This is a genomic window from Nocardioides sp. (assembly GCF_036274455.1).
GTDB lineage: Bacteria > Actinomycetota > Actinomycetes > Propionibacteriales > Nocardioidaceae > Nocardioides.
The window spans coordinates 1-23,104 of the sequence record NZ_DASUFR010000181.1; the positions used below are offsets into that span (position 1 = coordinate 1).

The window sequence follows — 23,104 nt, forward strand, 5'->3', positions numbered from 1 at the left end:
CCGCGGTGAACGTCGCCAAGATGTCGATCCTGGCCGAGCCGCTCTACCCCAGCGACTACCAGTTCCTCCACGACTCGAGGTTCCTGCTCGACATGGTCGCGCCCGTGGCGGTCGTCGAGGCCGTGGCCGGGCTGGTCGTCCTCGCCGTGGCCACCGTCGTCGCCTCCCGGGTGATGGGCCGGCGCCACCCGCGGATCCGCCGCGCCGACCACCCCCGTGGCTGGGCCGTCCTGGTCGGCACCCGGGTGGTCGGGATCGTCGTACTCACGCTGCTGCTGTCCAGCGCGCTCCAGTTCAACGACCCGGGGAACCCCTGGCGCAGGCTCTACGAGCGCCACGGCGCCATCTGGGAGCCGTTCTCGCAGCAGATGAACTACCGCACCAACGGCTTCGTCGGCGGCGCCCTCTACAACATGCCGAGCGACCCGATGCCGGTCCCGGCCGGCTACAGCGCCGAAACCATGGCCGCGATCGCCCAGAAGTACGCCGCCCGCGCCGACGCCCGCAACGCCGGCCTCACCGCGGGCGCGCTGGACGACGTCAACGTCGTGCTCGTGCTGAGTGAGGCGTTCGCCGACTTCTCCCGGCTGAAGGGGGTGAGCCTCGACCACGACACGATGGCGTTGACCCGCCGGACGATCGCCGACTCCTGGGGCGGCAGCACCCTGGCGAACTTCTACGGCACCGGCACCTCGTCGATGGAGTTCGAGGCGCTCACCGGCCAGTCCCTGGGCCTGTTCAACCCGCAGGTCAGCGCGCCGTACCAGAACTTCATGAGCGGCATGAAGAGCTACCCCTCCGCGGTGGGGTGGTTCACCGACCATGGTCACCAGGCGATCGCGGTGCACCCCTACCACGCCACCTTCTACCGGCGGAACACCGTCTACCCGATGCTCGGGTTCAAGGACTTCGTCTCCGAGGACACCATCGCCGAGAAGCAGAAGCTCGAGAACAGCAACTACATCTCCGACCAGTCCGCCTTCGACGAGGTCGAGCGGGAGATCAAGGACCACGACCAGCCGCTCCTGGTGAACCTCGTGACGATGCAGAACCACGTGCCGACGCTGGACTGGTACGACGACCCGGTGCCGGTCGAGGCGCCCGGCAGCGCCGAGGCCCTCAAGGGGATGGGGGGCTACGCGCGCGGCCAGGAGTACACCGACAAGGCCCTGCAGCGGTTCCTCGGCGACCTGGAGGCCGGCGGCGAGCCGACCGTGGTCGTCTTCTACGGCGACCACTACCCCGCGACGCTGTCCGACGAGGTGCTCGCCGCGAACCCGGGGCTCGACCACCTCCAGACGCCGATGTTCATCTGGTCCAGCGAGGGCCAGCAGCCCAGGGCGCTGCCGGTCACCAGCCCGACCGCGTTCCTGCCCTACGTCTTCGACCTCGTCGGAGAGCCGCTGCCGCCGTACTACGAGCTGCTCTCCGAGGTGGCCCAGAAGATCGGGGCGGTCGGCGAGGGCACGATCGTCGCGCCCGACGGCGAAGCGGTGACCGAGGCGGACCTCACGCCGGCCCAGCAGCGGCTGCTCCACGACTACCGGCTGGTGCAGTACGACTTCTCGATCGGCAAGAGGTACGCCGTCGGGCCGATGTACTACCCGATGGGTGACTCCTGACCCGGTCAGCCCGAACGGGTGAGGGCCGCCGGGGAGACCACGCGAGCGCCGGCCCGGCGAACGTCGGCGACGATCTCGCGGTCCTCGGTGACGACGACCACCACCCGGCCGGCGGGCTCTGCTGCGACGAGCTGGCGGATCACGTCGTCGGCGATCACCCCGCTGGGGCTGAACAGCACCTTGACCCCACGCGGTGAGGCGACGACCGGTCGGCTGTCGGTGGCGGCCGCGTCGAAGACCACCGTCGTCTCGGCGCCGGTGCGCGCCACCAGCGCCGACATCAGCGCGAGCAGCCGGCTGCGCTGCGTCTCGAGGCTGTGGGTGGGCCACGTCGACTTGGTGACGTTGTAGCCGTCGACGATCAGCCGGGCCTTCGGCAGCGCGAGATACTGCTCCAGCAGCGCCGGGCTGCTCGGTGCCATGGAGCCGGTCGAGGTCGGCTCCCGCGTGCCCTCGGCGGCCTCCGCGGCGAGCTCCGCCTCGACCCGGTCGCCGGGGTTGCCGGTCACGGTCGGCAGCCCCAGCTCGCGGCGCAGCCCCACGGCGGCGTCGTTCAGCGCCTCGAGCAGGAGCCGGGCCCGGACCGTGACGTCGTCGCGGTCGCTGCGGGCCTGCCGGCGCTGCTCCCCCGCCTGCTCCTCCAGCTTCGCGACCTGGGTCCGCAGCTGGCGCAGCTCACGCTCGAGCCGGGCGACGCTCTCCTCGGCGCGCTCGCGGGCCGCCTCGGCCTCCGCCCGGGCGGCCCGCTCCTTGGTGCGGGTCTCTCCCAGCGTGCGCCGCAGGGTCGACACCTCGGCCTTGAGCGCCTCGAGTGCCTCCTTGTGGCTGCGGCGCTGGTCGCGCAGCGCCTGCTCGGCGGCCTCGGCGCGCTCCCGGAGCTTCCGCTCGCGCTGCTCGTGCTGGGCGTCGACGGACTTCCGCGGCGTCGGCTCCGCCGCGCGGCGTACGGCGTCCTCCCAGCCCTCCGGGCGCTCCAGCCAGGCCAGGGCGGCCACGTCCAGAGCGTCCCCGTTGGCGCGGGTCCGCGCCTGGACCCCGACCCGGCCGCGCAGCTCCTCGTCCCGCTCGAGCTCGGTCATGATCGCGGTCGCCCCGAGCCGCGCCCGCCTCGCCGGCGCGAAGCCGGCGACCTGCTTGAGCGCGGCCGGCAGCGGGGTCACGTCGCCGAGGCTCGCCGCGACCAGCGACACCAGTCGCGCGCGCACCGCCTCGGGAAGGTCCATGTATCAACGGTCTCATCCCGGCGGTGACGGGATCGACAGCTTTGGCTCCGGCGCATGCCCCGACATCAGGCCGGGAGCGAGCGCAGGCGGGCGAGCGCAGCGAGCGCTCCCCGCGATCGGCCCCGATGGCCATGGCGACTGCGAAGCCCGCGAGCGCCAGCGAGCGTCGCCATGGACTCGGGGTCGAAGCTCGCGGGGGTGAAGCTACGTCTCCACGACGTAGACCAGGATCATCGGCCGCCGCCGGTGCACCCGGTTGACCTGCGAGCCGATCGAGCGGCGGATGATCCGGCGCAGCTCGTCGGGGTCGACGGGCTCGGAGTGCGGGGTGTTGGTGATGTCGTCGGCCACCCGCTGCCGGATGTCGTCGAGCGGCTCGTCCTCGTCGGCGAAGCCGCGCGCCGAGATCTCCGGCCCGGCCACCACCCGGCCGGTCCGCGACTCCACGACGACCACCGCCGAGATGAACCCCTCCTCGCCGAGGATCAGCCGGTCGCGCAGGCTCTCCTCACCGACGTCGCCGACGCCGCCGCCGTCGACATAGGTGAAGCCGGCGGGCACCTGCCCCACCACCGACGCCTTGCCGTCACCGAGGTCGACGACGACGCCGTCGCGGGCGATGATGATCCGGTCCTGTGGTACGCCGGTGCGCATGGCCAGCTTGGCGTGGGCGCGCAGGTGCCGGCCCTCGCCGTGCACGGGCATGAAGTTGCGCGGCCGCAGGGCGGTCAGCACCGCGGTGAGCTCGCCCGCGGCGGCATGGCCGCTGACGTGGATCGGCGCCTGCTGACGGGTGATCACGTCCACGCCGGCGTACGCCATCCGGTCGATGAGCCGGTAGACGGCGCTCTCGTTGCCGGGGATCAGGGAGCTTGCGAAGATCACCGTGTCGCCCTCCATGAGGGCGAAGTCCCGGTGCTGGCCGGTGACCATCCGCGACAGCGCGGCGCCGGGCTCGCCCTGCGAGCCGGTGCACAGCACGAGCATCCGGTCCGCGGGGAGCTTGTCGACGTCGTCGACCGAGAGCACCAGCCCCGGGGGGACCGAGAGGTAGCCGAGCTCCTCGGCGATCCGGACGTTGCGGACCATCGAGCGCCCGACCACGGCCACGTGCCGCTCGCTGTTGCGGGCGGTGTTGAGGACCTGCTGGATGCGGTGCACGTGGCTCGAGGTGCACACCACGAAGACCCGGCCGGACGCCTCGCCGACCACCCGGTCGAGCACCGGCCCGATGTCCCGCTCGGTGGTCACGAAGCCCGGGACGTCGGCGTTGGTGGAGTCGCTGAGCAGCAGGTCCACGCCACGCTCGCCGAACCGGTAGAACGACGCCATGTCCGTCAGCCGGTTGTCGAGCGGGGTGAGGTCGGCCTTGAAGTCGCCGGTGTGGAACAGCGTCCCGGCCGAGGTGGTGACCGCGACGGCCAGCGCGTCGGGGATCGAGTGGTTGACCGCGACGAACTCGCAGGTGAACGGGCCGAACGTCACGGTCTGCCCGCTGCGCACCTCGTGCATCGTCGAGTCGAGCCGTCGCTCGGTGAGCTTGGCGTCGAGCAGGCCCAGGGTGAACCTCGAACCCACCAGCGGCGCCCGCAGCCCGGCCTCGAGGAGGTAGGGCACGCCGCCGATGTGGTCCTCGTGGCCGTGGGTGAGCAGCACCGCCTCGACGTCGTCCCACCGGCCGTGCAGGTGGCTGAAGTCCGGCAGCACCAGGTCGACGCCCGGCTGGTGCTCCTCGGGGAACAGCACACCGCAGTCGATGACCAGGAGCCTGCCCTCGTGCTCGAGCACCGCCATGTTGCGGCCGATCTCGCCGACCCCGCCGAGGGGGATCACCCGCAGGAACCCCGGAGGCAGGGGCGGCGGCTCTTCGTCGAACGGCGGCACGACTCGACCCTACCCACGTTCGATCGCCCGGCGCGGCCTGCCACCAACTGTCGGTGCCCGGACCTACCGTCGCAAGCGTGAGCACGACGGTCACATCGCGATGGGAGAGCCAGCGCAGCTTCGACGAGCTGGGCCGCCCCCTCCGCGACATCACCTTCACCGTCGTCGACCTCGAGACCACCGGCGGTTCCCCGCACGACGGCTGCATGGTCACCGAGATCGGTGCGGTCAAGGTCCGCGGCGGCGAGGTGCTCGGCGAGTTCCAGACCCTGGTCAACCCGCACACCGAGATCCCGCCGTTCATCGCGGTGCTCACCGGCATCAGCAACGCCATGGTGGCTGACGCCCCGCCGATCGAGTCCGCGCTGCCGGCGTTCCTCGAGTTCGCGACCGGCACCGTCCTCGTGGCCCACAACGCGCCGTTCGACGTCGGCTTCCTCAAGCACTTCAACGAGCTCCAGGGCCGGGCCTGGCCGGGGTTCGAGGTCGTCGACACCGCCAAGCTGGCCCGCCGGGTCATCACCCGCGACGACGCCCCCAACTGCAAGCTGTCGTCGCTGGCCCGGGTCTTCCGCTCCGGGACGACGCCCAACCACCGGGCGCTCGAGGACGCCCGGGCCACCGTCGACGTGCTGCACGGGCTGATGGAGCGGCTGGGCGGGCTCGGCGTGCACACGCTCGAGGAGCTCCAGACGTTCTCGGCGCGGGTCTCGACCGCGCAGCGCCGCAAGCGCCACCTCGCCGAGGCCCTACCGCACTCCCCCGGCGTCTACCTGTTCTGCGACGACGCCAGCCGGGTCCTCTACGTCGGCACCTCACGCGACCTGCGCACTCGGGTGCGCTCCTACTTCACCGCGTCCGAGACGCGGTCCCGGATGGGCGAGATGGTGGGGTTGGCCTCGACGGTCCGCGGCATCGTCTGCAGCACCACCCTCGAGGCGCAGGTGCGCGAGCTGCGGCTGATCGCCGAGCACAAGCCGCGCTACAACCGCCGCTCGCGGTTCCCCGAGCGGATGCACTTCATCAAGCTGACGCGCGAGCCGTGGCCCCGGCTGTCCCTGGTGACCCGGGTGCTCGACGACGACGCCGACTACCTCGGCCCGTTCTCCTCCCGCAAGGGCGCGGAGAAGTGCCTGGCAGCGCTGCACGACACCTTCCCGGTGCGCCAGTGCAGCGACCGGTTCGGCAAGGTGCCCTCGCGCAGCCCCTGCGTGCTGGCCGAGCTCGGCCGCTGCCTCTCGCCCTGCGACGGGAGCGTCGACCAGACGACCTACGCCGCCGTCGTGCGGCTGCTCCAGGACACGCTGCTGCGCCGGCCCGACGAGGTGGTCGAGGCGATCAACCGGCGCATGGAGCAGCTCTCCTCCGACGAGCGGTTCGAGGAGGCCGGTGTCCACCGCGACCGGCTGGCGGCGTTCGTGCGGGCCGCGGCGCGCACCCAGCGGCTCACCGCTCTGTCGCGGTGCCCCGAGATCGTGGCGACCCGTCGCGAGGCCGACCCGGCCGGGGGCGGCCGCTGGGAGGTCCACGTCGTTCGCCACGGCCGGCTGGCCGCGGCCGGGGTGATCCCGCCCGGGGCCGACGCCCATCAATACCTCGCCGAGCTGCGCCTCTCGGCCGAGACGGTCGGCGACGCTCCCGGCCCGGTGCCGGCCGCCAGCGCCGAGGAGTCGGAGAAGGTGCTGCGCTGGCTGGAGTCCGACGGCGTCCGGCTCGTCGACGTCGAGGGCGAGTGGGCGTGCCCGGTGGCGGGCGCCGGCCGGCACCTCGCCGTCCACGAGGCGGTGGCGGAGTCGCGGCGTTCGCTGGTCCCGTTCGCCGACCGCCGCGACCTCGCGACCGTCCACCAGCCCGCGCGATAGTTTGGGCGCCGTGATCACCGCCATCGTCTTCGTCAAGGCCGACGTGGCCCGGATCCCCGAGGTCGGCGAGACGATCGCCGAGCTCGACGGGGTCAGCGAGGTCTACTCCGTGACCGGCAAGATCGACCTGATCGTGCTGGTCCGGGTCAGGGCCCACGAAGACGTCGCGGACGTCGTGGCCGACCGGCTCAACAAGGTGCCCGGGGTCCTCTCCACCGAGACCCACATCGCCTTCCGCGCCTACTCGCGCCACGACCTGGAGGCGGCGTTCTCGCTCGGTCTGGAGTGAGGAGCCTCCTGTCGAGCCGAAACAGTCGGCCCTTCAGTCAGGAGACCTAGTCCGTTCGGGCCATAGGGTCCCTCGTTTCCCCGCGGCGGGCGGCGGTCCAGACCTAGCGTTTGGGGGTCGTCCGTCCCCCTCGAGGAGCCCCCATGCCGGTACGTCGTCTGCGCGCCCGTGCGTTGCTCAGCACCATCGCGTGCCTGGCACTCGCCGCCGGGCTCAGCCAGGTCACCACAGGGCCGGCCTCGGCCGCGCCCGCCGTCCCGACCAACCTGACGAGCGACGGCGCCGCGATCCCGACCCTGAGCTGGGACCGGGTCGACTCTGCGACCAAGTACGTCGTCCAGGGCTCGGAGAACTCCTCGTTCTCGCCCACGATCTTCAACGTCCAGACCGTCAACAACAGCTACGTCCCGGTCCGGGTGCTCAAGGAGGGGACTCTCTACTGGCGCGTGCAGGCGGTCGACGGCAGCGGCTCCAGCGCGTTCGCCGAGGCAAACGTTCCGGTCGGCACGCTCGTGCCTCCCACCGGACTGGCGATCACGCCCAGCACGGGACCGAAGATCCTGCCCCCGGCGGCGCCGCCGGTCATCCACTGGGACGCGGTCCAGGGCGCGACCAGCTACGACGTCGAGGTCGACGCCGAGGGCGACGGCGTCGGCGGCACGGTGAAGACCGGCATCAAGACCACGACGTACGTCTGGCCGGACCCGCAGGGCGTCGGCGAGCAGACCCTGCCCGAGAACTTCTTCGCCAGGGTGCGCGCACACTTCGCCAACAACCTCCAGACCGACTGGACCGACTACGTGTCGTACGACGTGAACCAGCTCGACCCGGTCACCGCGGCCAGCTGCCAACCCGGCGAGATCTGCGCCCCCGACCCGAACAGCGCCCCTGGCGTCCGGCCGTCCGTGTCGGTCCACGACGTGGTGTTCAGCTGGGACCCGGTCAAGGGTGCGAAGCAGTACGAGATCTGGGTCGCGCGGGACCACGACTTCAACAACCAGGTCGAGAAGAAGACGGTGGTGGGGACGCGCTACTCGCCGACCACCACCTACGACAACGGCAGCTACTTCTGGAAGGTGCGGCCGATCAACGCGGCGGGCCAGCCCGCGCCGTGGCCGACCGAGCCGAGCCAGTTCACCCGCGTCTGGCCGGACAAGCCGGCGGCGGTCTGGCCGCCGGACTCGACCACACCGGTGGGTGACGACTTCTACTACCAGTGGACGCCGGTGCCGCACGCGTCGAAGTACCAGCTCGACGTGGGCACCGACCCCAACTTCACGCCGAACACCTACGACAGCTGCTTCACCGCCCAGACGACCTACACCGCCGGCTACAAGGGCCTGGACAAGTGCATGCCCAACCAGGGCCAGCTGACCTACTGGCGGGTCCGGGCCATCGACGACCCGCTGGGCGTCGAGGGCATCTACTCCGACGCCAACGCCGCGATGCCGGACAACCAGGCCTACAAGGTCGTCTACAGCTCCGGGGTGGTCAACCGGTTGAGCCCCGCCAACGGCGACCTGAACGTGGCGGTGCCCACGTTCCGCTGGTCGCCGAGCCAGGACGCCCAGCGGTACGAGGTTGATGTGTACGACAAGAACGGGAACCACGCCGACGGCGTGACCACGTCCGCGCTGTCGTGGACGCCCGAGGACACGCTCGACCCGGCCGAAGGACCCTTCTCGTGGAGCGTCGCGGCCATCGACGCCGACGGCCACCCCTCGCCGGTCAACACCAGCTGGACGTTCAACGTCGGTGCCCCGCCGGCCAGTGGACCGGTGCCCGTCCCGACCACGGCCACCGAGCAGGTGACCTCGCGGTTCCCGCAGCTCAGCTGGACCCCGGTCACCGGCGCGTCCTACTACAGGCTGCGCGTCTCGGAGACCCCCGGCTTCACCCTGCCCGAGAGCACCACCAACGTGCTCGGCCGCCGGCTCGAGAACCCGAGTGTGACCGACGACGGGAGCTACTTCCTGCGTCCCGGCACCTACACGTGGTGGATCGACGCCTTCGACGTCGACGACCACCTCCTGATCTCCGGTCCGGCCGCCACGTTCGCGATCACCGCGCCGGACGTGGTCGGTGGCCGTGGCCTGGCGCTGGACGGCCGAGCGGTCGACGCGCACACCTGGTGCGCCGCACAGCTGGCCAACGGGGGCGCCCTCTGCGACAACGTGCCCGCCACGCCGGTCCTCGACTGGGACCCGGTGCCGGGTGCCGGCGGCTACCTCGTCTACCTCGCCGAGGACAACGCATTCACCAACCGCGTCCAGGACCCCTACGCCGTCACCGAGAACTCCCGGTGGACGCCCACGACGGCGGAGCTGACCGCGCTCGCAGACAACCAGGCCAACCAGTCCTACTACTGGTTCGTGCGCCCGTGCGCCGCCGTCCGCCCCCTCATCAACTGCGGACCCGACCCGGTCAGCCAGCCCGGGGCGGCGACGAACGCCTTCAAGAAGCTGTCGCCGAAGGTGGTGCAGACCGCGCCGGTCGACCAGTCCACCCAGGCCGGCACGCTGGTCACCTTCAGCTGGCAGGACTACCGCACCACCAACGCGGGCGTGACCTACGCCGGCGGAGACGCCGCCTCGCACCAGTCGGCGCAGCGCTACCGGCTCCAGGTCTCGCAGTCGGCGACGATCAGCGACGCCAACGCCATCGACGACGTCACCGTGGACCAGACGACCTACACCGCCTTCGGCAGCACCTACCCCGAGGGCGACCTGTGGTGGCGGGTCCAGGCAATCGACGCCAAGGGCAACCGGCTGGCCTGGTCGGACACCCGCAAGTTCACGAAGCAGACACCCGCAACGGTCCTCAACCCGACCGACGGCGTGGTCGATCCGGGCGCCTTCCCGGCCTACAACAGCCATGTGAGCTCCGGTGAGTTCCCCTTCCGCTGGACCTCGAACGACTACGACGTGACGTGGAAGCTCGAGGTCTACAAGGACGACGACGTCACGCTGTCCGCCGGCAAGCGCGTGCTGCAGACCACGGTGAAGCAGGCCGCGTTCGTGCCGCCGGCCTCACTGCCGCCCTCGACGCTGCCCTACCGCTGGCGGATCATGCGCTACGACGCCACCGGCAGCGAGAACCGCGGCCGCTGGTCCGGCCTGGGCCGCTTCTGGGTGGACCCGGCACCGGTCAACCTGGACAGCCCGGCCAGCGGGTCGCTCCTGCCGCCCAACGGGGTCCTGCTGAAGTGGCACCCGTACGCCGCGGGCGGGCTGCAGGCGACGAGCTACTCGGTGGACATCCGCAACGCGAGCAACCAGAGCGTGGGCTCGGTGTCCTCCACTGCGGCCAACGCGTGGGCGCCGACCGTGAACTACCCCGACGGCACCTACACCTGGGTGGTCACCGCGTTCGACGCGAGCGGCAACACGATGGGAACCAGCCCGGCGTGGACCTTCCAGGTCGACACCGCCCTCAACGCCGACGCACAGGCGGTCCAGATCCAGGCCCCGGACGGCACCGAGGTGGGCAAGACGCTCACGAGCACGCCGCCGACGTGGAACCACCCGGGCGTCCAGGACCACTACCAGTGGCAGCGGAACGGCTCGAACATCAGCGGTGCCACGTCACCGACGTACACGACGACCGCGGCGGACGCGGGGAAGTCGATCACGCTCAAGGACACCGGCACGCTGCCGGGGTACGCCGACGGTGTGAGCACGTCCAACGCCATCACGGTGACGCTCGGAGCCGCACCGGCAGCGACGGTGCTGCCGACCATCTCCGGCGTACCGAACGCCAAGGAGACGCTCACCGCGACCCCCGGCACCTGGCCCGGCTCGCCGAAGTTCACCTACCAGTGGTTCGTGAACGGCTCCGCGGTCGCCAACCAGACCAAGAGCACCTACGTGGTGCGCACGCGTGATGCCGGCCTGCCGGTCTACGTGCGCGTGACCGCGACCCAGGACGGTCTGAACCCCGGCGTCGCGCAGAGCGCGGCCCTGGCCATCAACAAGCTGACCTCCGAGACCACCGCGACGGTGGCGAAGAAGAAGATCACCCAGCGCCAGCGGGCGGTGCTCACCGTGAACGTCGCGCTGATCGACTTCGGGGTCACGCTCGGACAGGTCCAGGTCAAGGACGGTTCCAAGGTCATCGCGGTGGCCGGCCTGCAGACCGGCAGCGGCGGCAAGCTCGTCCTGCGCCTGAAGAAGCTCAAGAAGGGCAAGCACAAGCTGACCGTGACCTACCTGGGTAGCGTGTCGACCCTCCCGTCGACCGCGCGCACTGTCACCGTCAAGGTCATCAAGCCGAAGAAGAAGTAGCCAGGATGTGAGCACCGTGCAGGAGGTCCGCTCCTCGACCCCGGCGGACCCCCACGACGTGGTGGTCGACCAGGCGGTGGCCGGCGGCGTACGCCGCCGGTCCCCCGTCCGGACCGTGCTGCCCGTCGTGCTCATGGCCGGCGTCTACCTCGCGGTGGCCCGGATCGCGTCGTTCCCGCTGCACAACTACGACACCTACTTCCACCTGCGCTTCGGCCACGAGTTCCTGACCGGGCAGTGGTCACTGCGCCACCCGGGCTCGGTCTCGACGTTCGCCACCGCGGACTGGGTGCCGACCCAGTGGCTGCCGCAGGTCGTGATGGCGCAGGTGGAGGAGTGGTTCGGCCTGGCCGGGGTGGCCTGGCTGTGCGGGCTGCTGTTCCTGAGCCTGGCCATGACGGTCTACTGGGCCTGCCGCCGGGAGGCCGAGCCGCTGGTGGCGGTGCTGCTGGTCTTCCTGACCATCGCGGCCTGCACGCCGGGCATGTCGATGCGGCCTCAGCAGGTCAGCTACATCCTGGTCACCGTCACGACCGCGGCCTGGCTGCAGGCGCGCCGGACCGGCCGGGCGCCGTGGCTGCTGGTGCCCATCACGTGGGTGTGGACCATGTGCCACGGCATGTGGCCGGTGGGCATCGCGATCGGCCTGGTGGCCGTCGCAGGGCTGGCGCTCGACCGCAAGCACCCCCGAGGCACGCTGCTGCGGATGCTCGCGGTGCCGGTGCTCTCCGGAGTCGTCTCGCTGCTCACCCCGGTCGGGCCGGGGCTGTTCGCGGCGGTCCTGCAGGTCAACTCGCGGGGCAAGTACTTCTACGAGTGGGGTCCTCCGGACTTCACGAGGTTCTACATGGTCATCCTGCTCGGCATCCTGGCGCTCGCGGTCGGCCCGCGGCTGCGCCGCGCGGAGCGGGTCCCGTGGTTCGACCTGGCCCTGATCGGCCTGGCCGTGCTGTGGGCGGTCTACTCGCTGCGCACCGTGCCGGTCTCGGCCTGCATGGCGGCCCCGCTGGCCGCGGCTGCGCTGCAGCCCTCGCTCGGCGCGCCCCCCCGGATCCGCCGGACCGAGGTGGCCCTCGTCGTGGGCGGCTGGGCCGTCGCCCTCGCCGGGCTGGCCCTGGTGGTCCCGCACACGGCCGACCAACCCCGGGAGACGGCGTCCTGGGTCGACGCCACGATCGGCGGACTCCCGCCGGGGACGGTGGTCCTCGACGACAGCGCCTACGGCGGCTACCTGATGTGGCGCTTCCCGCAGCTCGACGTAGTGATGCACGGCTACGGCGACCTCTACACCGACGACGAGCTGGCGCGGAACGCCGACATCGACGAGGTCAAGAGCGGGTGGGTCGGCCTGGTCAAGGAGATCCACCCCGACTACGCCATCCTCGAGCCCCGCTCGACCCTCGCCTACAACCTGCGCTCGGTCGAGGGGTGGACGGTCGTGGAGTCCGGCGACGACCTGGAGCTGCTCGCGCCGCCGCCGGGCTGGTACGACTCCTAGCCGGCGCTGGCCGCGACCCAGCGCTCCAGGGTCGCCTTGGCGGCGCCGGAGTCGATCGCCTCGCGGGCCCTGGCCACTCCGGCGTCAAGGGCCTCGTCGAGCGGCGCCCCGGGTGCGTCGTAGACCGCCAGGGCGGCCCCCGCGTTGAGCACCACCGCGTCCCGAACCGGTCCCGGCCGGCCCTCGAGGAGCCGGCGTACGACGTCGGCGTTGTGGGCCGCGTCGCCGCCCCGCAGGTCCTCGGTCGTGGCCGGGGCCAGGCCGTGTGCGGCCGGGTCGATCGTCGCGGTGCGCACGGCGCCCCCGCTGACCACCCACACCGAGGACGTCGTGGTCGTGGTGAGTTCGTCGAGCCCGTCGTCGCCCCGGAACACCCAGGCGTCCGCGCCCCGGTCGGCGAACACCCCCGCCATCACCGGCGCCATCCGCGGGTCGGCGCATCCGACGGCGTTGGCCGCGGGCCGGGTCGGGTTGGCCAGCGGGCCGAGGAAGTTGAACGTCGTGCCGATGCCGAGCTCGCGGCGGGGCACCGCGGTGTGCCGCATCGCGGGGTTGAACGCGGCGGCGAAGAGGAAGGTGATGCCGGCCTCGTCGGCCAGCGCGGCGACCCGGTCCGGCGGCAGGTCCAGGCGTACGCCGAGCGCCTCGAGCACGTCGGCCGACCCGGACTGGGACGACGCCGAGCGGTTGCCGTGCTTGACCACGCGCGCGCCGGCGCCGGCCGCCACGATCGCGGCCATCGTCGAGATGTTCACCGACATCGACCGGTCTCCGCCGGTGCCGACCACGTCGAGCAGCCGGCCCGGGACCTCGATCGGCGTGGCCTTCTCATACATCGCCGCGACCAGGCCCGCGATCTCCTCGACGGTCTCGCCCTTGGCGCGCAGCGAGACCGCGAAGCCGGCGATCTGGGCCGGCGTCGCCTCGCCGGAGAGGATCTCCCCCATCGCCCAGCTCGTCTGGTCGGCGGAGAGGTCGGTGCGCGCGACCAGGGCGCCGAGCACCTCGGGCCAGGTGGTCATGGGCGGCGGGGCTCTCAGCCGGTGGCGGGCACCCGGGACCGGAGCAGCCCGGTCACGGCCTCGGCCAGCTGGATCGGGTCGATCGGGTGCGGGACCGCGGCGTCGGCCCGCGACCACGTGGCGAGCCAGGCGTCCTGGGGCCGTCCGGTGAGCACCAGCAGCGGCGGGCACTGGTAGATCTCGTCCTTGAGCTGCTTGGCGATGCCCATGCCGCCCGCGGGCACTGCCTCGCCGTCCAGGATCGCCAGGTCGATGCCGCCGGCGTCCATGTTCTGGATGACCACCGGCTCGGTGGCGACCTCGACGTACTCCAGCTCGGGCAGGTCGGGGTGGACCCGACGGCCCAGCGCGAGGATGACCTGCTGGCGGGTGTTGACGTCGTCGGAGTAGACGAGGACCCGCAGGTTCTTCTGGTCGGCCACGGCCCGGATGTTACCGCTCGGCAGCCTTCTCCCCTGCACGGGCGCGGGCTTCGAGAAGGTCCAGCCGCCGGTCCTCGCGCGCGGCCTCCTTCATGGAGGAGCGGACCCACTGCGCGAACAGCACGCCGAACAGCAGCAGCCCGATCAGGTCGCCCGACGACCAGAGCAGCCCGCCGGCCAGGTGCTGGTCGTCGGCCGGGTCGGGCAGCCAGCCGTAGCCGGGCTGTTGGTGCAGCGCCCGGTAGTGGTCGCCTCCGAGCAGGGTCGTCTGGCCCATGATCGTCACACCCAGGAAGGCGTGGAACGGCAGCGTCAGGACCACCAGCAGCATCCGGAACGGGTAGGCCACCCGCCCGGGCACCGGGTCGATGCCGACGATCGGCCAGAAGAACAGCGCGCCGACGACGACGAGGTGCAGGTGCATCAGCTCGTGCAGCCAGACGTGGTCGAGCGTGGCGTCGTACCAGGAGGAGAAGTAGAGCGCCCACGGCGAGACGACGTACAGCGCCAGCGTGAGCGGCGGGAACGACAGCACCCGCGCCGCCCGGGAGTGCAGCACGGCCAGCAGCCAGGCCCGGGGGGCGTGCGGGAGCGTGCGCAGCGCCAGGGTCACCGGAGCGCCCAGCGCCAGGGCCAGCGGCACCAGCATCGAGAGCACCATGTGCTGGACCATGTGCACGCTCAGGAGGGTGGTGTCGTACGCCGCCAGGCCGGACGACGTGGCCACGTAGAAGGAACCCATCCCGACCCCGACGAACATGATCGTCCGCGCCACCGGCCACGCGTCGCCCCGACGGTGCAGGGTGTGCACCCCGACCAGGTAGAGGCCGGCCGCCCAGACCGTCACGACGAGCGGCACCGGGGCCAGCTCCCACCCCGTCAGGAGGCGGCTCGGATCGAAGGGCGGCACCCCTCAAAGGTAGCGGCGACACGGGTGGCCACCCGGGGGTAGCCGTGGGGAGCCTGCGGGACATAATGACCCCGTGGCGACAGCAACGACCATCCCGGCCTCGCGCCTCCACGGGCACCACGACCGTCCGAGCATGGTCAGCGTGGGGACCATCGTCTGGCTCTCCAGCGAGCTGATGTTCTTCGCCGCGCTCTTCGCGTCCTACTTCACCATCCGGTCGGTGAGCCCTGACCTGTGGGCCCAGAACACCGAGAAGCTCAACATCCCCTTCGCCTCGGTCAACACCACGATCCTGGTGCTGTCGTCGGTGACGTGCCAGCTCGGCGTCTTCGCGGCCGAGCGGGGCCAGGTGGGCCGCACCCGGGCGATCTTCGACCCTCGGGGCTGGGGGCTGCGCGAGTGGTTCATGCTCACCTACGTCATGGGTGCGATCTTCATCGCGGGCCAGGTGACCGAGTACACCTCGCTGGTCCAGGAGGACACCACCATCTCCAGCTCGGCCTACGGCTCGATGTTCTATCTGACCACCGGGTTCCACGGCCTCCACGTGACCGGTGGCCTCATCGCGTTCCTCCTGGTGCTGGGACGGACCTATGTCGCCAGGCGCTTCACCCACGAGCAGGCGGTCAGCGCGATCGTCGTCTCCTACTACTGGCACTTCGTCGACGTGGTGTGGATCGGGCTGTTCGCGACGATCTACATCATCAAGTGATCTTCGGCCCGTGAGGACACCTGTGCGCTTCCTGAACCGCTCCGTCGGCCGCCTCTCCCGCCACCGCCGCCGCCCGGTCGCCGGGCTGCTGCTGCTCCTGCTGGGGCTGGTGCTGACCGGGAGCCTCTACGCCGCGCTCGCGCCCTCGTCGACGGCCGACTCGGCCCAGAGCGACGAGGAGCTGGTCGCGCAGGGTCGCGAGCTGTTCCTCGTCGGCTGCGCGTTCTGCCACGGCCAGAACGGCGAGGGTGTCCTGACCCAGGACGGCAACCAGCTCGGGCCGACCCTGGTCGGCGTGGGCGCCGCCGCTGTCGACTTCCAGGTCGGCACCGGCCGGATGCCCGCGGTCCAGCCCGGCGCCCAGAACCCCACCAAGCCCGGGTCCTACACCCAGGACGAGATCGACGCCCTGGCGGCGTACGTCGCCTCCCTCGGGCCCGGCCCCGCGGTCCCCAACCCGGAGGACTACAGCCTCGCCGGGATGTCCGAGGAGGAGCGCCAGGAGGCGGTCTCGCGCGGCGGCCAGATCTTCCTGACCAACTGCACCGCCTGCCACAACTTCGCCGGCAAGGGCGGCGCGATGCCGCACGGCGGCTACGCCCCCGCGCTCAGCAACACCACTGCCCGCCACATCTACGAGGCGCTGCTCACCGGTCCCGGCCAGATGCCCTCCTTCTCCAACGGCAACCTCTCGCCGGAGGAGAAGCGTGACGTCATCGCCTACCTCTACTCGCTGCGCGACCAGCCCGAGTACGGCGGCTTCGACCTCGGCGGCATGGGCCCGGTGAGCGAGGGCCTGTTCGCCTGGCTCGTCGGCATCGGCTCCCTGGTCGGTGTCGCGACCTGGATCGCCGCGCACACCGCTCGTTCCTCGAAGCCAAAGAAGTCCAACTCAGGGGAGGAGTTCGCTGCATGAGCAACGGGCACGATAGCCACCTTCCCGGCCTGCCGGGCGACGACTCGCACGACGCGGCCCACGACGGGCACGGCGGAGCGCTCGTCCCTGAGGAGCCGATCCCCAACCCGGGGTTGCCCGAGCACGTCTGGCGGCCGACCGACGTCGACGCCAAGGCGGAGCGGCGGGCCGAGCGGCAGATCGCGACGCTGTTCGGCCTCTCGACCGTGTGCGTGGTGCTGTTCGTCGTCTCCTACGTCGTCTTCGGCGTCAACGGCGGGGCCGACGGCAAGTCGGTGCGGACGATCGGCGGCCTCGGCGCCTCCAACGTCGCCCTCGGGGTCACGCTCGGCGGCGCGCTGTTGTTCATCGGGGTCGGGCTGATCCAGTGGGCCCGCAAGCTGATGGCCGACCACGAGATCGTCGAGATGCGCCACCCGGCGCGGTCCTCCGACGAGGACCGCGAGGAGACCGTGCGGGTGCTGGCCCTTGGTGCCGACGAGTCCGGCATCGCGCGGCGCCCGCTGGTCCGCAACTCGCTGCTCGGCGCGGTCGGCGTCCTCATCGCCCCCGCGGTCGTCCTGCTCAAGGACCTTGGGCCGACCAACAGGGACGTCACCGACAGCCAGCCCTACCCCGGCGCCGGACTCGAGCACACGGTCTGGGACAAGGGCATGCGCGTCGTACGCGACGTCGTCGGCACCCCGATCCGCCCAGGTGACCTCGAGATCGGTGACCTGGTCAACGCCGAGCCGGCGATGATCTTCGAGGTCGACGACGAGGGCGAGCCCGTCCTCGAGGGCGTGCCCCTCCAGATCGCCAAGTCCAAGGGCGCGGTGGTCGTCGTACGCATGCTTCCCGGTGAGAACAAGCCGGCCCCCGGCCGGGAGAACTGGGCCGTCGACGGCATCCTCTGCTACTCCAAGATCTGCACCCACGTCGGCTGCCCGATCTCGCTCTACGAGAAGAAGACGCACCACCTGCTCTGCCCGTGCCACCAGTCGACCTTCGACCTGGCCGACGCCGCCAAGGTGGTCTTCGGACCTGCCGCCCGTCCCCTCCCCCAGCTCCCGCTTATGGTGGACGACGACGGCTACCTCGTGGCCCAGAGCGACTTCAAGGAACCCGTCGGACCGAGCTACTGGGAGCGCGACTCCCAGCAGAGCACGAGCAAGTGAGCCCGGAGCGGAGTAGGCAACCATGAGCATCGACACCAGCCGGGTCGCCAAGACCAACACCACCGCGGCCACTGCCAAGAAGTCCAACCCGGTCGGCGGCGTCGCCGAGTGGGCCGACGACCGGCTCGGCCTGGCCGCACTCGCCAAGAAGAACCTGCGCAAGGTCTTCCCCGACCACTGGTCGTTCATGCTCGGTGAGATCGCGTTGTGGAGCTTCGTCGTACTCCTGCTCAGCGGCGTGTTCCTGACGCTGTGGTTCACGCCGAGCATGGGCGAGACGACCTACCAGGGCAGCTACGCGCAGCTGCGCGGCGTCAGCATGTCGGAGGCCTTCGCATCGGCGCTGCGACTCTCCTTCGACGTCCGCGGCGGGCTGCTGATGCGGCAGATCCACCACTGGGCCGCGATGCTCTTCGTGGCCGCGATGATGGTGCACCTGCTGCGGGTCTTCTTCACCGGCGCGCACCGCAAGCCGCGCGAGCTCAACTGGGTGGTCGGCGCGCTGCTTCTCATCCTCGGCACGCTCGAGGGCTTCACCGGCTACTCGCTCCCCGACGACCTGCTCTCCGGCACCGGCATCCGGGCCGCGGACGGCTTCATCAAGTCGCAGCCGGTGATCGGCACCTACATGTCGTTCCTGCTGTTCGGCGGCGAGTTCCCCGGCGACGTGATCATCCCGCGCCTCTACATCGTGCACGTGCTGCTGATCCCGGGGCTGCTGCTGGCGCTGATCACCGCGCACATGATCCTGCTCGTCTACCACAAGCACACCCAGTGGCCCGGCCCCGGCCGCACCGAGCAGAACGTCGTCGGCTTCCCGATGCTGCCGGTCTACGCCGCCAAGGCCGGCGGGTTCTTCTTCTGCGTCTTCGGCGTCGCGGCGATGATGGGCGGCCTGCTCACCATCAACCCGATCTGGAAGTACGGGCCCTACGACCCGTCAAAGGTGACCGCGGGCTCCCAGCCCGACTGGTACATGGGCTGGCCGGACGGCGCGCTCCGGATCATGCCGAACATCGAGAGCCACTTCTGGCACCGCACGTGGAGCTGGAACGTCTTCCTGCCGATCATCGTGCTGCCGATGCTGCTGTTCACCATCGTGCTGCTGCTGCCGTTCATCGAGTCCTGGATCACCGGTGACAAGCGCGACCACCACCTGCTCCAGCGGCCGCGCGACGCTCCTGGCCGCACCGCCACGATGGTGGCCCTGATGACGCTCTACGGCGTCTTCTGGATCGCCGGGGGCAACGACATCATCGCGATCCGGTTGAACCTCTCGATCAACCAGATCACCTACTTCAACAGGGCCGCGGTGTTCATAGCGCCGGTGATCGCCTACCTGATCACCAAGCGATGGTGCATCTCGCTGCAACGCAAGGACCGCGAGACGCTGTTGCACGGCTACGAGACCGGCATCATCATGCGCTCTCCCGAGGGTGGCTACACCGAGCGTCACCTGCCCCTCCCGACCGAGCGCGCCTACCGGCTCACCGCGCGCAACCGCGACCCCGACGTGCTCGCCGAGCTGCCGGGTGGTCCCGACGCCAACGGCGTGGAGCCGCCACGCGGCATCGCCGGCGGCCTGGCCGGCCTGCGCCACCGGCTGCGGAAGATGATGTACGCCGACAACATCCAGAAGCCGACCACCGAGGAGCTCGAGGAAGGCCACCACCACGCGGAGCACGAGCACGAGCTCCAGGCTCCGATGGAGGGCCATCCCGCCGACGGCCACCAGTTCGACGGCCACCACCTGGTCGAGGGCGAGAAGCTCCGCGCCGACGACTGACCTCCGTGCCCTGGGGGTGGCGGTGGGTTAGCAACCGTCATCCCCTGGCGGCGGTGGGTGAGCAACCGTCTTCCCCCTGGCGGCGGTGGGTTAGCAACCGTCTTCCCTGGGGACAGCCGTTGCTCTGGCACCGCCGCCCGGGCCGCCGAGACCACCACAGGCGAGGCTCAGGCCGAGGGTCGCCTCCAGTCGCGCGGGCCGACGGCGGCGCGCAGGCTCCGGAACAGCGTCTGCCAACGTTCGCCGAACAGCGGCGCAGGTCCGTCGTAGCCGTGCGCCACGAGCTCTCGGTGGACCTCGTTCACGACCTTGCGAGGCTGCTTCAGCTTGGCGTTGGTCACCTGGACGTACGACACACCGGCTGACCGCATCAGCGCGTAGCGTCCGATGTCGCGCTCGTACTGGTCCTGGTCCTCGCGGTGCTGGCCACCTTCGAACTCGACCGCGACGCCGGGCTGCGGCTCGCGATAGAGCATGTCGACGATCACCACGCGTTGCGTGATCTCGTGCAGCTGCCGGTTGCACTCCGGGCGCGGCAGGCCGGCGAACACGATCGCAGCCCTCGTCTCCGACTCCTTGAGCGACCAAGAGTCCGGGTCAAGGTGCTCCAGGATCCACAAAGCCTCGTCGGCGCCGTCACGCCACTGCTGGGCCACGGCGAGGTCCTTCAGCCTGGCCAGGTCCATGTGAGCGTTGTGCAACAGCCAGTCGCCCACCTTGATGGCGTCGATGACCCGGCAGCGGACGCAGTACGCCAGGAACGCGGCCTCGACGCAGACACCCACGTCGTCGAGCGGCGGCATCGCCTCGGTCCGGTGCAGGAAGACGCCCTCGAAGTCGAGATGCAGGTCCCTGGCGACGACGAAGTGCAGCGGCCGCCAGGGTCCGTAGTCCAGTCCGACGGCCCGGATCCGGCTGATCCCGGTCAGCCGGGCATCTCCCGGCAGGGCCAGCTGCGCTGCCCGGACCCAGTCGTCTTCGGTCATGACATGGGCCTTGCGTCGCCAGACCCGCGGGTAGAGCCGCACGAAGCCGTCGCCCTGCAGCATCCGCGACGTGATGCCTGCGGCCAGGGCCTGTCGTCTCGTGAACGGGCCGTTGGGCAGGAGTCTGTAGGGGCTGTCCATGACAGCCGACCCCACCCGACATCGCCCGCGGGCGCGGCCTTGAGGTGCACTCCTGTGCACACTCGACCCACGAGAGACACCGGTGGATGGGAGCCGGACCAGCCGGGGCGCCGGTGCGCCAGGTGGCGGTGCCCCTGCAACCTCTGTCCACATGGATGAAGGTTGCTAACCCACCGCCACTCCGGGCCGGAGGCGTCAGCTCGAGGCGAGGGCAGACCCCTGCTTGTATTCCTTCCAGGGGATGTTCCAGTCGCCGTAGCCGTTGGTCGGCTCCATCGGGCGGTCGGTGCCGACGTAGTCGACGACGTCGCCGCGGACGCTCATGTGGTAGAGCCAGTCGGCGTTGGCGGTGCTCATGCCGGTGCAGCCGTGGGAGACGTTGGCATGGCCCTGGGAGCCGACGGACCACGGGGCGGCGTGGACGAACTCACCCGAGTAGGTCACCCGCATCGCCCACTGGACGTTGTCGATGTCGTAGCCGTCCGGGCTGTTGACCGGGATCCCGACGGTCTCCGAGCGCATCCGCTTGGAGTCGAACTTCTCGATGATCACCTTGATCCCCGAGCGGGTGGTGAACTTCGGCTGCTGGCCGGTCGTGATCGGGATGGTGCGGAGCAGCTTGCCGTTGGAGAAGACCCGCATCTGGTCGGTCCTGGTGTCGACCTTGTAGATGTGCGCGTCGCCGATGTTGAACTGGACGTCCCGGTCCATCTGGCCGTAGATGCCGTTGCCGGCGTCGACGCCGTTGACGTCGACGTCGACGTCGACCTGGGTGCCGGCCTTCCAGTAGGTCTTCGGCCGGTAGTGCACCTCGGTGTCGCTGATCCAGTGCCAGGTGCCGGGCTGCTGCGGCGAGCTGGTGACGTGCAGGTGCTTCTCGATGTTGGCCCGGTCGGTGACGGGCACGTCGAAGCTCACGATGACCGGCATGCCGACGCCGACGGTCTCGCCGGGCAGCGGCGCGACCGACGGGTAGGTCTGCTGGGCGAGCGTAAGCGACTGGGTCGTGAAGGTCTGCTTCTTGGTCACCACGTCGCCGTCGTCGCCGGTGACGCTCGCCTTCACGGTGTACGTCGTCCCGGGCTCCAGCAGGTCACCGGCCTTCCACTTGCTGCCGTCGCCGGCGATGGTGCCGTCGAGCGGGCCCACGTCGCCGGAGCCGCTGACCGCGACCTGGCTGAGCCGGCCGTGATGTGCCAGCACCAGCAGCTGGGTCGAGACCGGAACGTCGGTCTTGCGCTTGATGTTGGTCGAGAAGGTCGCCGGTGGGGTCTCGGGGTCCGAGGAGCCGTCGGACGAGGGGCCTGAGGAGCCGTCGCCGGAGCCGTCGGAGGCGCCCGCCGTGTCGGAGGCCGAGCCCTGTCCCCGGATGTCGTCACCGTTGTCGCACGCGCTGAGCACCGAGGCGCCGAGCAGGAGGGCAGCCAGCGCCACCAGGCCGCGGACGGGCAGACCGCGTCGGCGAGAGGACATGCTCGACTCCAAGGACTCCCACGAGGACGCCCGCACCGACCGGTTCGGACCAGTCAAGACTACCTGCGGACGATGAGAACCCACGAAACTGCGCACGCCCGTGGGACGGCGCGGCGCCGCCGGAAGTTGCGCTCACGGGCCCAGATGACTAGTGAGCGTGCACACCCCGGTAGTACTCGAAGATCCAGCCGACCAGCGCCATGGCGCCCAGCACTGCCCCGATGATGAACAGCCACCACGCCCCGCTGGCCACCCCGAACACGCACACACCGAGCGAGGCGGCGGTCCACAGGGGCCACCAGGAGTACGGCGGGAAGAAGCCCAGCTCCCCCGCCCCGTCGGCGATCTCGGCGTCCTTGCGGTCCTCAGGACGTGGGTCCATCCGCTTGGCGTGGAAGCCGAGGTAGACGGTCATCATCAGCGCCAGCAGCATCGTCATGGTCAGCGCCGAGGTGCCGGTCCAGTCGCCGCCGTGCTCGCTGGCGTCGGTCACCAGCCAGTAGGCAGGGGTGACCAGCAGGAAGAAGACGGTGCACGCCCCGAAGATCCAGGCCTCGGCCTTCATCGGTCCTCGTCCTCCTCAGACCGGGTCTCGGTCTCCGTCTCGGTCGTCTGCTCGGTCCGCTCGGCCACCATGGTGTCGCGGCCGTGCATGCTCGGCGCGTCGGCCAGCCGGCCGTCGGCGGCCGCCGGGTTGTCGTCGAGCTCGATCGCGGCGATCTCGGGGTGGTGCAGGTCGAAGGCGGGCGACTCGGAGCGGATCCGCGGGATGGTGACGAAGTTGTGGCGCGGCGGCGGGCAGGAGGTCGCCCACTCCAGCGAGCGGCCCCAGCCCCAGGGGTCGTCGACCTCGACCAGCGGCGCCTTGCGCGAGATCCACACGTTGTAGAGGAACGGCAGCGTCGAGGCGCCGAGCAG

Annotated in this window: 17 protein-coding genes and 1 pseudogene; 9 read left to right on the forward strand and 9 right to left on the reverse strand. The window is 70.8% G+C overall.

The window, feature by feature from the left end; translation table 11 throughout:
* Positions 1-1,622 (forward strand): LTA synthase family protein (locus VFV89_RS18075; RefSeq protein ID WP_329707357.1); only part of this gene is annotated, 1,622 nt, incomplete at its 5' end.
* A 5-nt stretch (positions 1,623-1,627) separates the two neighbouring features.
* On the opposite strand, the gene VFV89_RS18080 is transcribed toward VFV89_RS18075, so the two are convergent.
* Positions 1,628-2,845, reverse strand: a complete 1,218-nt coding sequence (locus VFV89_RS18080) for an NYN domain-containing protein (protein ID WP_329707358.1) — start codon at positions 2,843-2,845, stop codon at positions 1,628-1,630.
* Between the two features lie 204 nt (positions 2,846-3,049).
* A complete protein-coding gene (locus tag VFV89_RS18085) occupies positions 3,050-4,729 on the reverse strand; it encodes a ribonuclease J (protein ID WP_329707359.1) in 1,680 nt (559 codons plus the stop codon).
* Between the two features lie 77 nt (positions 4,730-4,806).
* Between VFV89_RS18085 and VFV89_RS18090 the strand changes: the two genes are divergently transcribed.
* The 4 genes from VFV89_RS18090 to VFV89_RS18105 all read left to right on the forward strand — a co-directional run bounded on the left by VFV89_RS18090 (position 4,807) and on the right by VFV89_RS18105 (position 12,661).
* Positions 4,807-6,591, forward strand: a complete 1,785-nt coding sequence (locus VFV89_RS18090; RefSeq protein WP_329707360.1) for a DEDD exonuclease domain-containing protein — start codon at positions 4,807-4,809, stop codon at positions 6,589-6,591.
* 10 nt (positions 6,592-6,601) lie between these two features.
* On the forward strand, positions 6,602-6,880 hold the full coding sequence (locus tag VFV89_RS18095; RefSeq protein ID WP_329707361.1) for an Lrp/AsnC ligand binding domain-containing protein: 279 nt from the start codon (positions 6,602-6,604) through the stop codon (positions 6,878-6,880).
* Between the two features lie 143 nt (positions 6,881-7,023).
* A complete protein-coding gene (locus VFV89_RS18100; protein ID WP_329707362.1) occupies positions 7,024-11,163 on the forward strand; it encodes an Ig-like domain repeat protein in 4,140 nt (1,379 codons plus the stop codon).
* Positions 11,164-11,170: 7 nt separating this feature from the next.
* The gene (locus VFV89_RS18105; RefSeq protein WP_329707363.1) at positions 11,171-12,661 is read left to right on the forward strand and encodes a hypothetical protein; all 1,491 of its coding nucleotides are present in this window, start codon (positions 11,171-11,173) and stop codon (positions 12,659-12,661) included.
* Here the strand turns inward: VFV89_RS18105 and trpD are convergent.
* The 3 genes from trpD to VFV89_RS18120 are packed head-to-tail and all read right to left on the reverse strand — an operon-like array spanning position 12,658 to position 15,015.
* Entirely contained in the window at positions 12,658-13,683 is a 1,026-nt protein-coding gene (gene trpD / locus VFV89_RS18110) for an anthranilate phosphoribosyltransferase (protein ID WP_329707364.1), read from the reverse strand. The two genes, VFV89_RS18105 and trpD, sit on opposite strands and share 4 nt — an antisense overlap.
* Positions 13,684-13,697: 14 nt before the next feature.
* Positions 13,698-14,105, reverse strand: coding sequence for a hypothetical protein (locus VFV89_RS18115; protein ID WP_329707365.1), 408 nt, complete (start codon positions 14,103-14,105; stop codon positions 13,698-13,700).
* A gap of 10 nt (positions 14,106-14,115) precedes the next feature.
* Positions 14,116-15,015, reverse strand: coding sequence for a cytochrome c oxidase assembly protein (locus VFV89_RS18120; RefSeq protein WP_329707366.1), 900 nt, complete (start codon positions 15,013-15,015; stop codon positions 14,116-14,118).
* A gap of 91 nt (positions 15,016-15,106) precedes the next feature.
* On the opposite strand from VFV89_RS18120, the gene VFV89_RS18125 reads away from it, so the two are divergent.
* From VFV89_RS18125 to VFV89_RS18140, 4 genes are read left to right on the forward strand one after another with little or no spacing between them, the layout of a single operon-like run.
* Positions 15,107-15,727: a heme-copper oxidase subunit III gene (locus VFV89_RS18125; RefSeq protein WP_329707372.1), complete on the forward strand. Its 621-nt coding sequence runs from the start codon at positions 15,107-15,109 to the stop codon at positions 15,725-15,727.
* Between the two features lie 10 nt (positions 15,728-15,737).
* Positions 15,738-16,643: a c-type cytochrome gene (locus tag VFV89_RS18130; RefSeq protein ID WP_414690401.1), complete on the forward strand. Its 906-nt coding sequence runs from the start codon at positions 15,738-15,740 to the stop codon at positions 16,641-16,643.
* A complete protein-coding gene (locus VFV89_RS18135; RefSeq protein WP_329707367.1) occupies positions 16,640-17,800 on the forward strand; it encodes a ubiquinol-cytochrome c reductase iron-sulfur subunit in 1,161 nt (386 codons plus the stop codon). Before VFV89_RS18130 ends, VFV89_RS18135 begins: the two co-directional genes overlap by 4 nt.
* A 22-nt stretch (positions 17,801-17,822) precedes the next feature.
* Positions 17,823-19,586 carry a cytochrome bc complex cytochrome b subunit gene (locus VFV89_RS18140; RefSeq protein ID WP_329707368.1) on the forward strand — a complete coding sequence of 588 codons (1,764 nt, stop codon included), beginning with the start codon at positions 17,823-17,825 and terminating at the stop codon, positions 19,584-19,586.
* A 167-nt stretch (positions 19,587-19,753) separates the two neighbouring features.
* On the opposite strand, the gene VFV89_RS18145 is transcribed toward VFV89_RS18140, so the two are convergent.
* From VFV89_RS18145 to VFV89_RS18160, 4 genes and pseudogenes are all read right to left on the reverse strand, one after another.
* Positions 19,754-20,713 (reverse strand): hypothetical protein, encoded by a 960-nt coding sequence (locus tag VFV89_RS18145; protein ID WP_329707369.1) that lies wholly within the window; start codon positions 20,711-20,713, stop codon positions 19,754-19,756.
* 195 nt (positions 20,714-20,908) lie between these two features.
* Positions 20,909-22,186, reverse strand: a complete 1,278-nt coding sequence (locus VFV89_RS18150; RefSeq protein ID WP_329707370.1) for a L,D-transpeptidase — start codon at positions 22,184-22,186, stop codon at positions 20,909-20,911.
* A 148-nt stretch (positions 22,187-22,334) separates the two neighbouring features.
* The gene (locus VFV89_RS18155) at positions 22,335-22,751 is read right to left on the reverse strand and encodes a cytochrome c oxidase subunit 4 (RefSeq protein ID WP_329707371.1); all 417 of its coding nucleotides are present in this window, start codon (positions 22,749-22,751) and stop codon (positions 22,335-22,337) included.
* Positions 22,748-23,104 (reverse strand): annotated as a pseudogene (locus VFV89_RS18160) (cytochrome ubiquinol oxidase subunit I); the annotation flags it as partial. The pseudogene VFV89_RS18160 and the gene VFV89_RS18155, both read right to left, overlap by 4 nt.

What these genes read in the sequence shown, in the direction of transcription:
- trpD (WP_329707364.1), bottom strand. Translation starts at nt 13,683, where the DNA reads ATGACCACCTGGCCCGAGGTGCTCGGCGCCCTGGTCGCGCGCACCGAC.
- VFV89_RS18140 (WP_329707368.1), top strand. Translation starts at nt 17,823, where the DNA reads ATGAGCATCGACACCAGCCGGGTCGCCAAGACCAACACCACCGCGGCC.
- VFV89_RS18135 (WP_329707367.1), top strand. Translation starts at nt 16,640, where the DNA reads ATGAGCAACGGGCACGATAGCCACCTTCCCGGCCTGCCGGGCGACGAC.
- VFV89_RS18155 (WP_329707371.1), bottom strand. Translation starts at nt 22,751, where the DNA reads ATGAAGGCCGAGGCCTGGATCTTCGGGGCGTGCACCGTCTTCTTCCTG.
- VFV89_RS18080 (WP_329707358.1), bottom strand. Translation starts at nt 2,845, where the DNA reads ATGGACCTTCCCGAGGCGGTGCGCGCGCGACTGGTGTCGCTGGTCGCG.
- VFV89_RS18100 (WP_329707362.1), top strand. Translation starts at nt 7,024, where the DNA reads ATGCCGGTACGTCGTCTGCGCGCCCGTGCGTTGCTCAGCACCATCGCG.
- VFV89_RS18145 (WP_329707369.1), bottom strand. Translation starts at nt 20,713, where the DNA reads ATGGACAGCCCCTACAGACTCCTGCCCAACGGCCCGTTCACGAGACGA.
- VFV89_RS18150 (WP_329707370.1), bottom strand. Translation starts at nt 22,186, where the DNA reads ATGTCCTCTCGCCGACGCGGTCTGCCCGTCCGCGGCCTGGTGGCGCTG.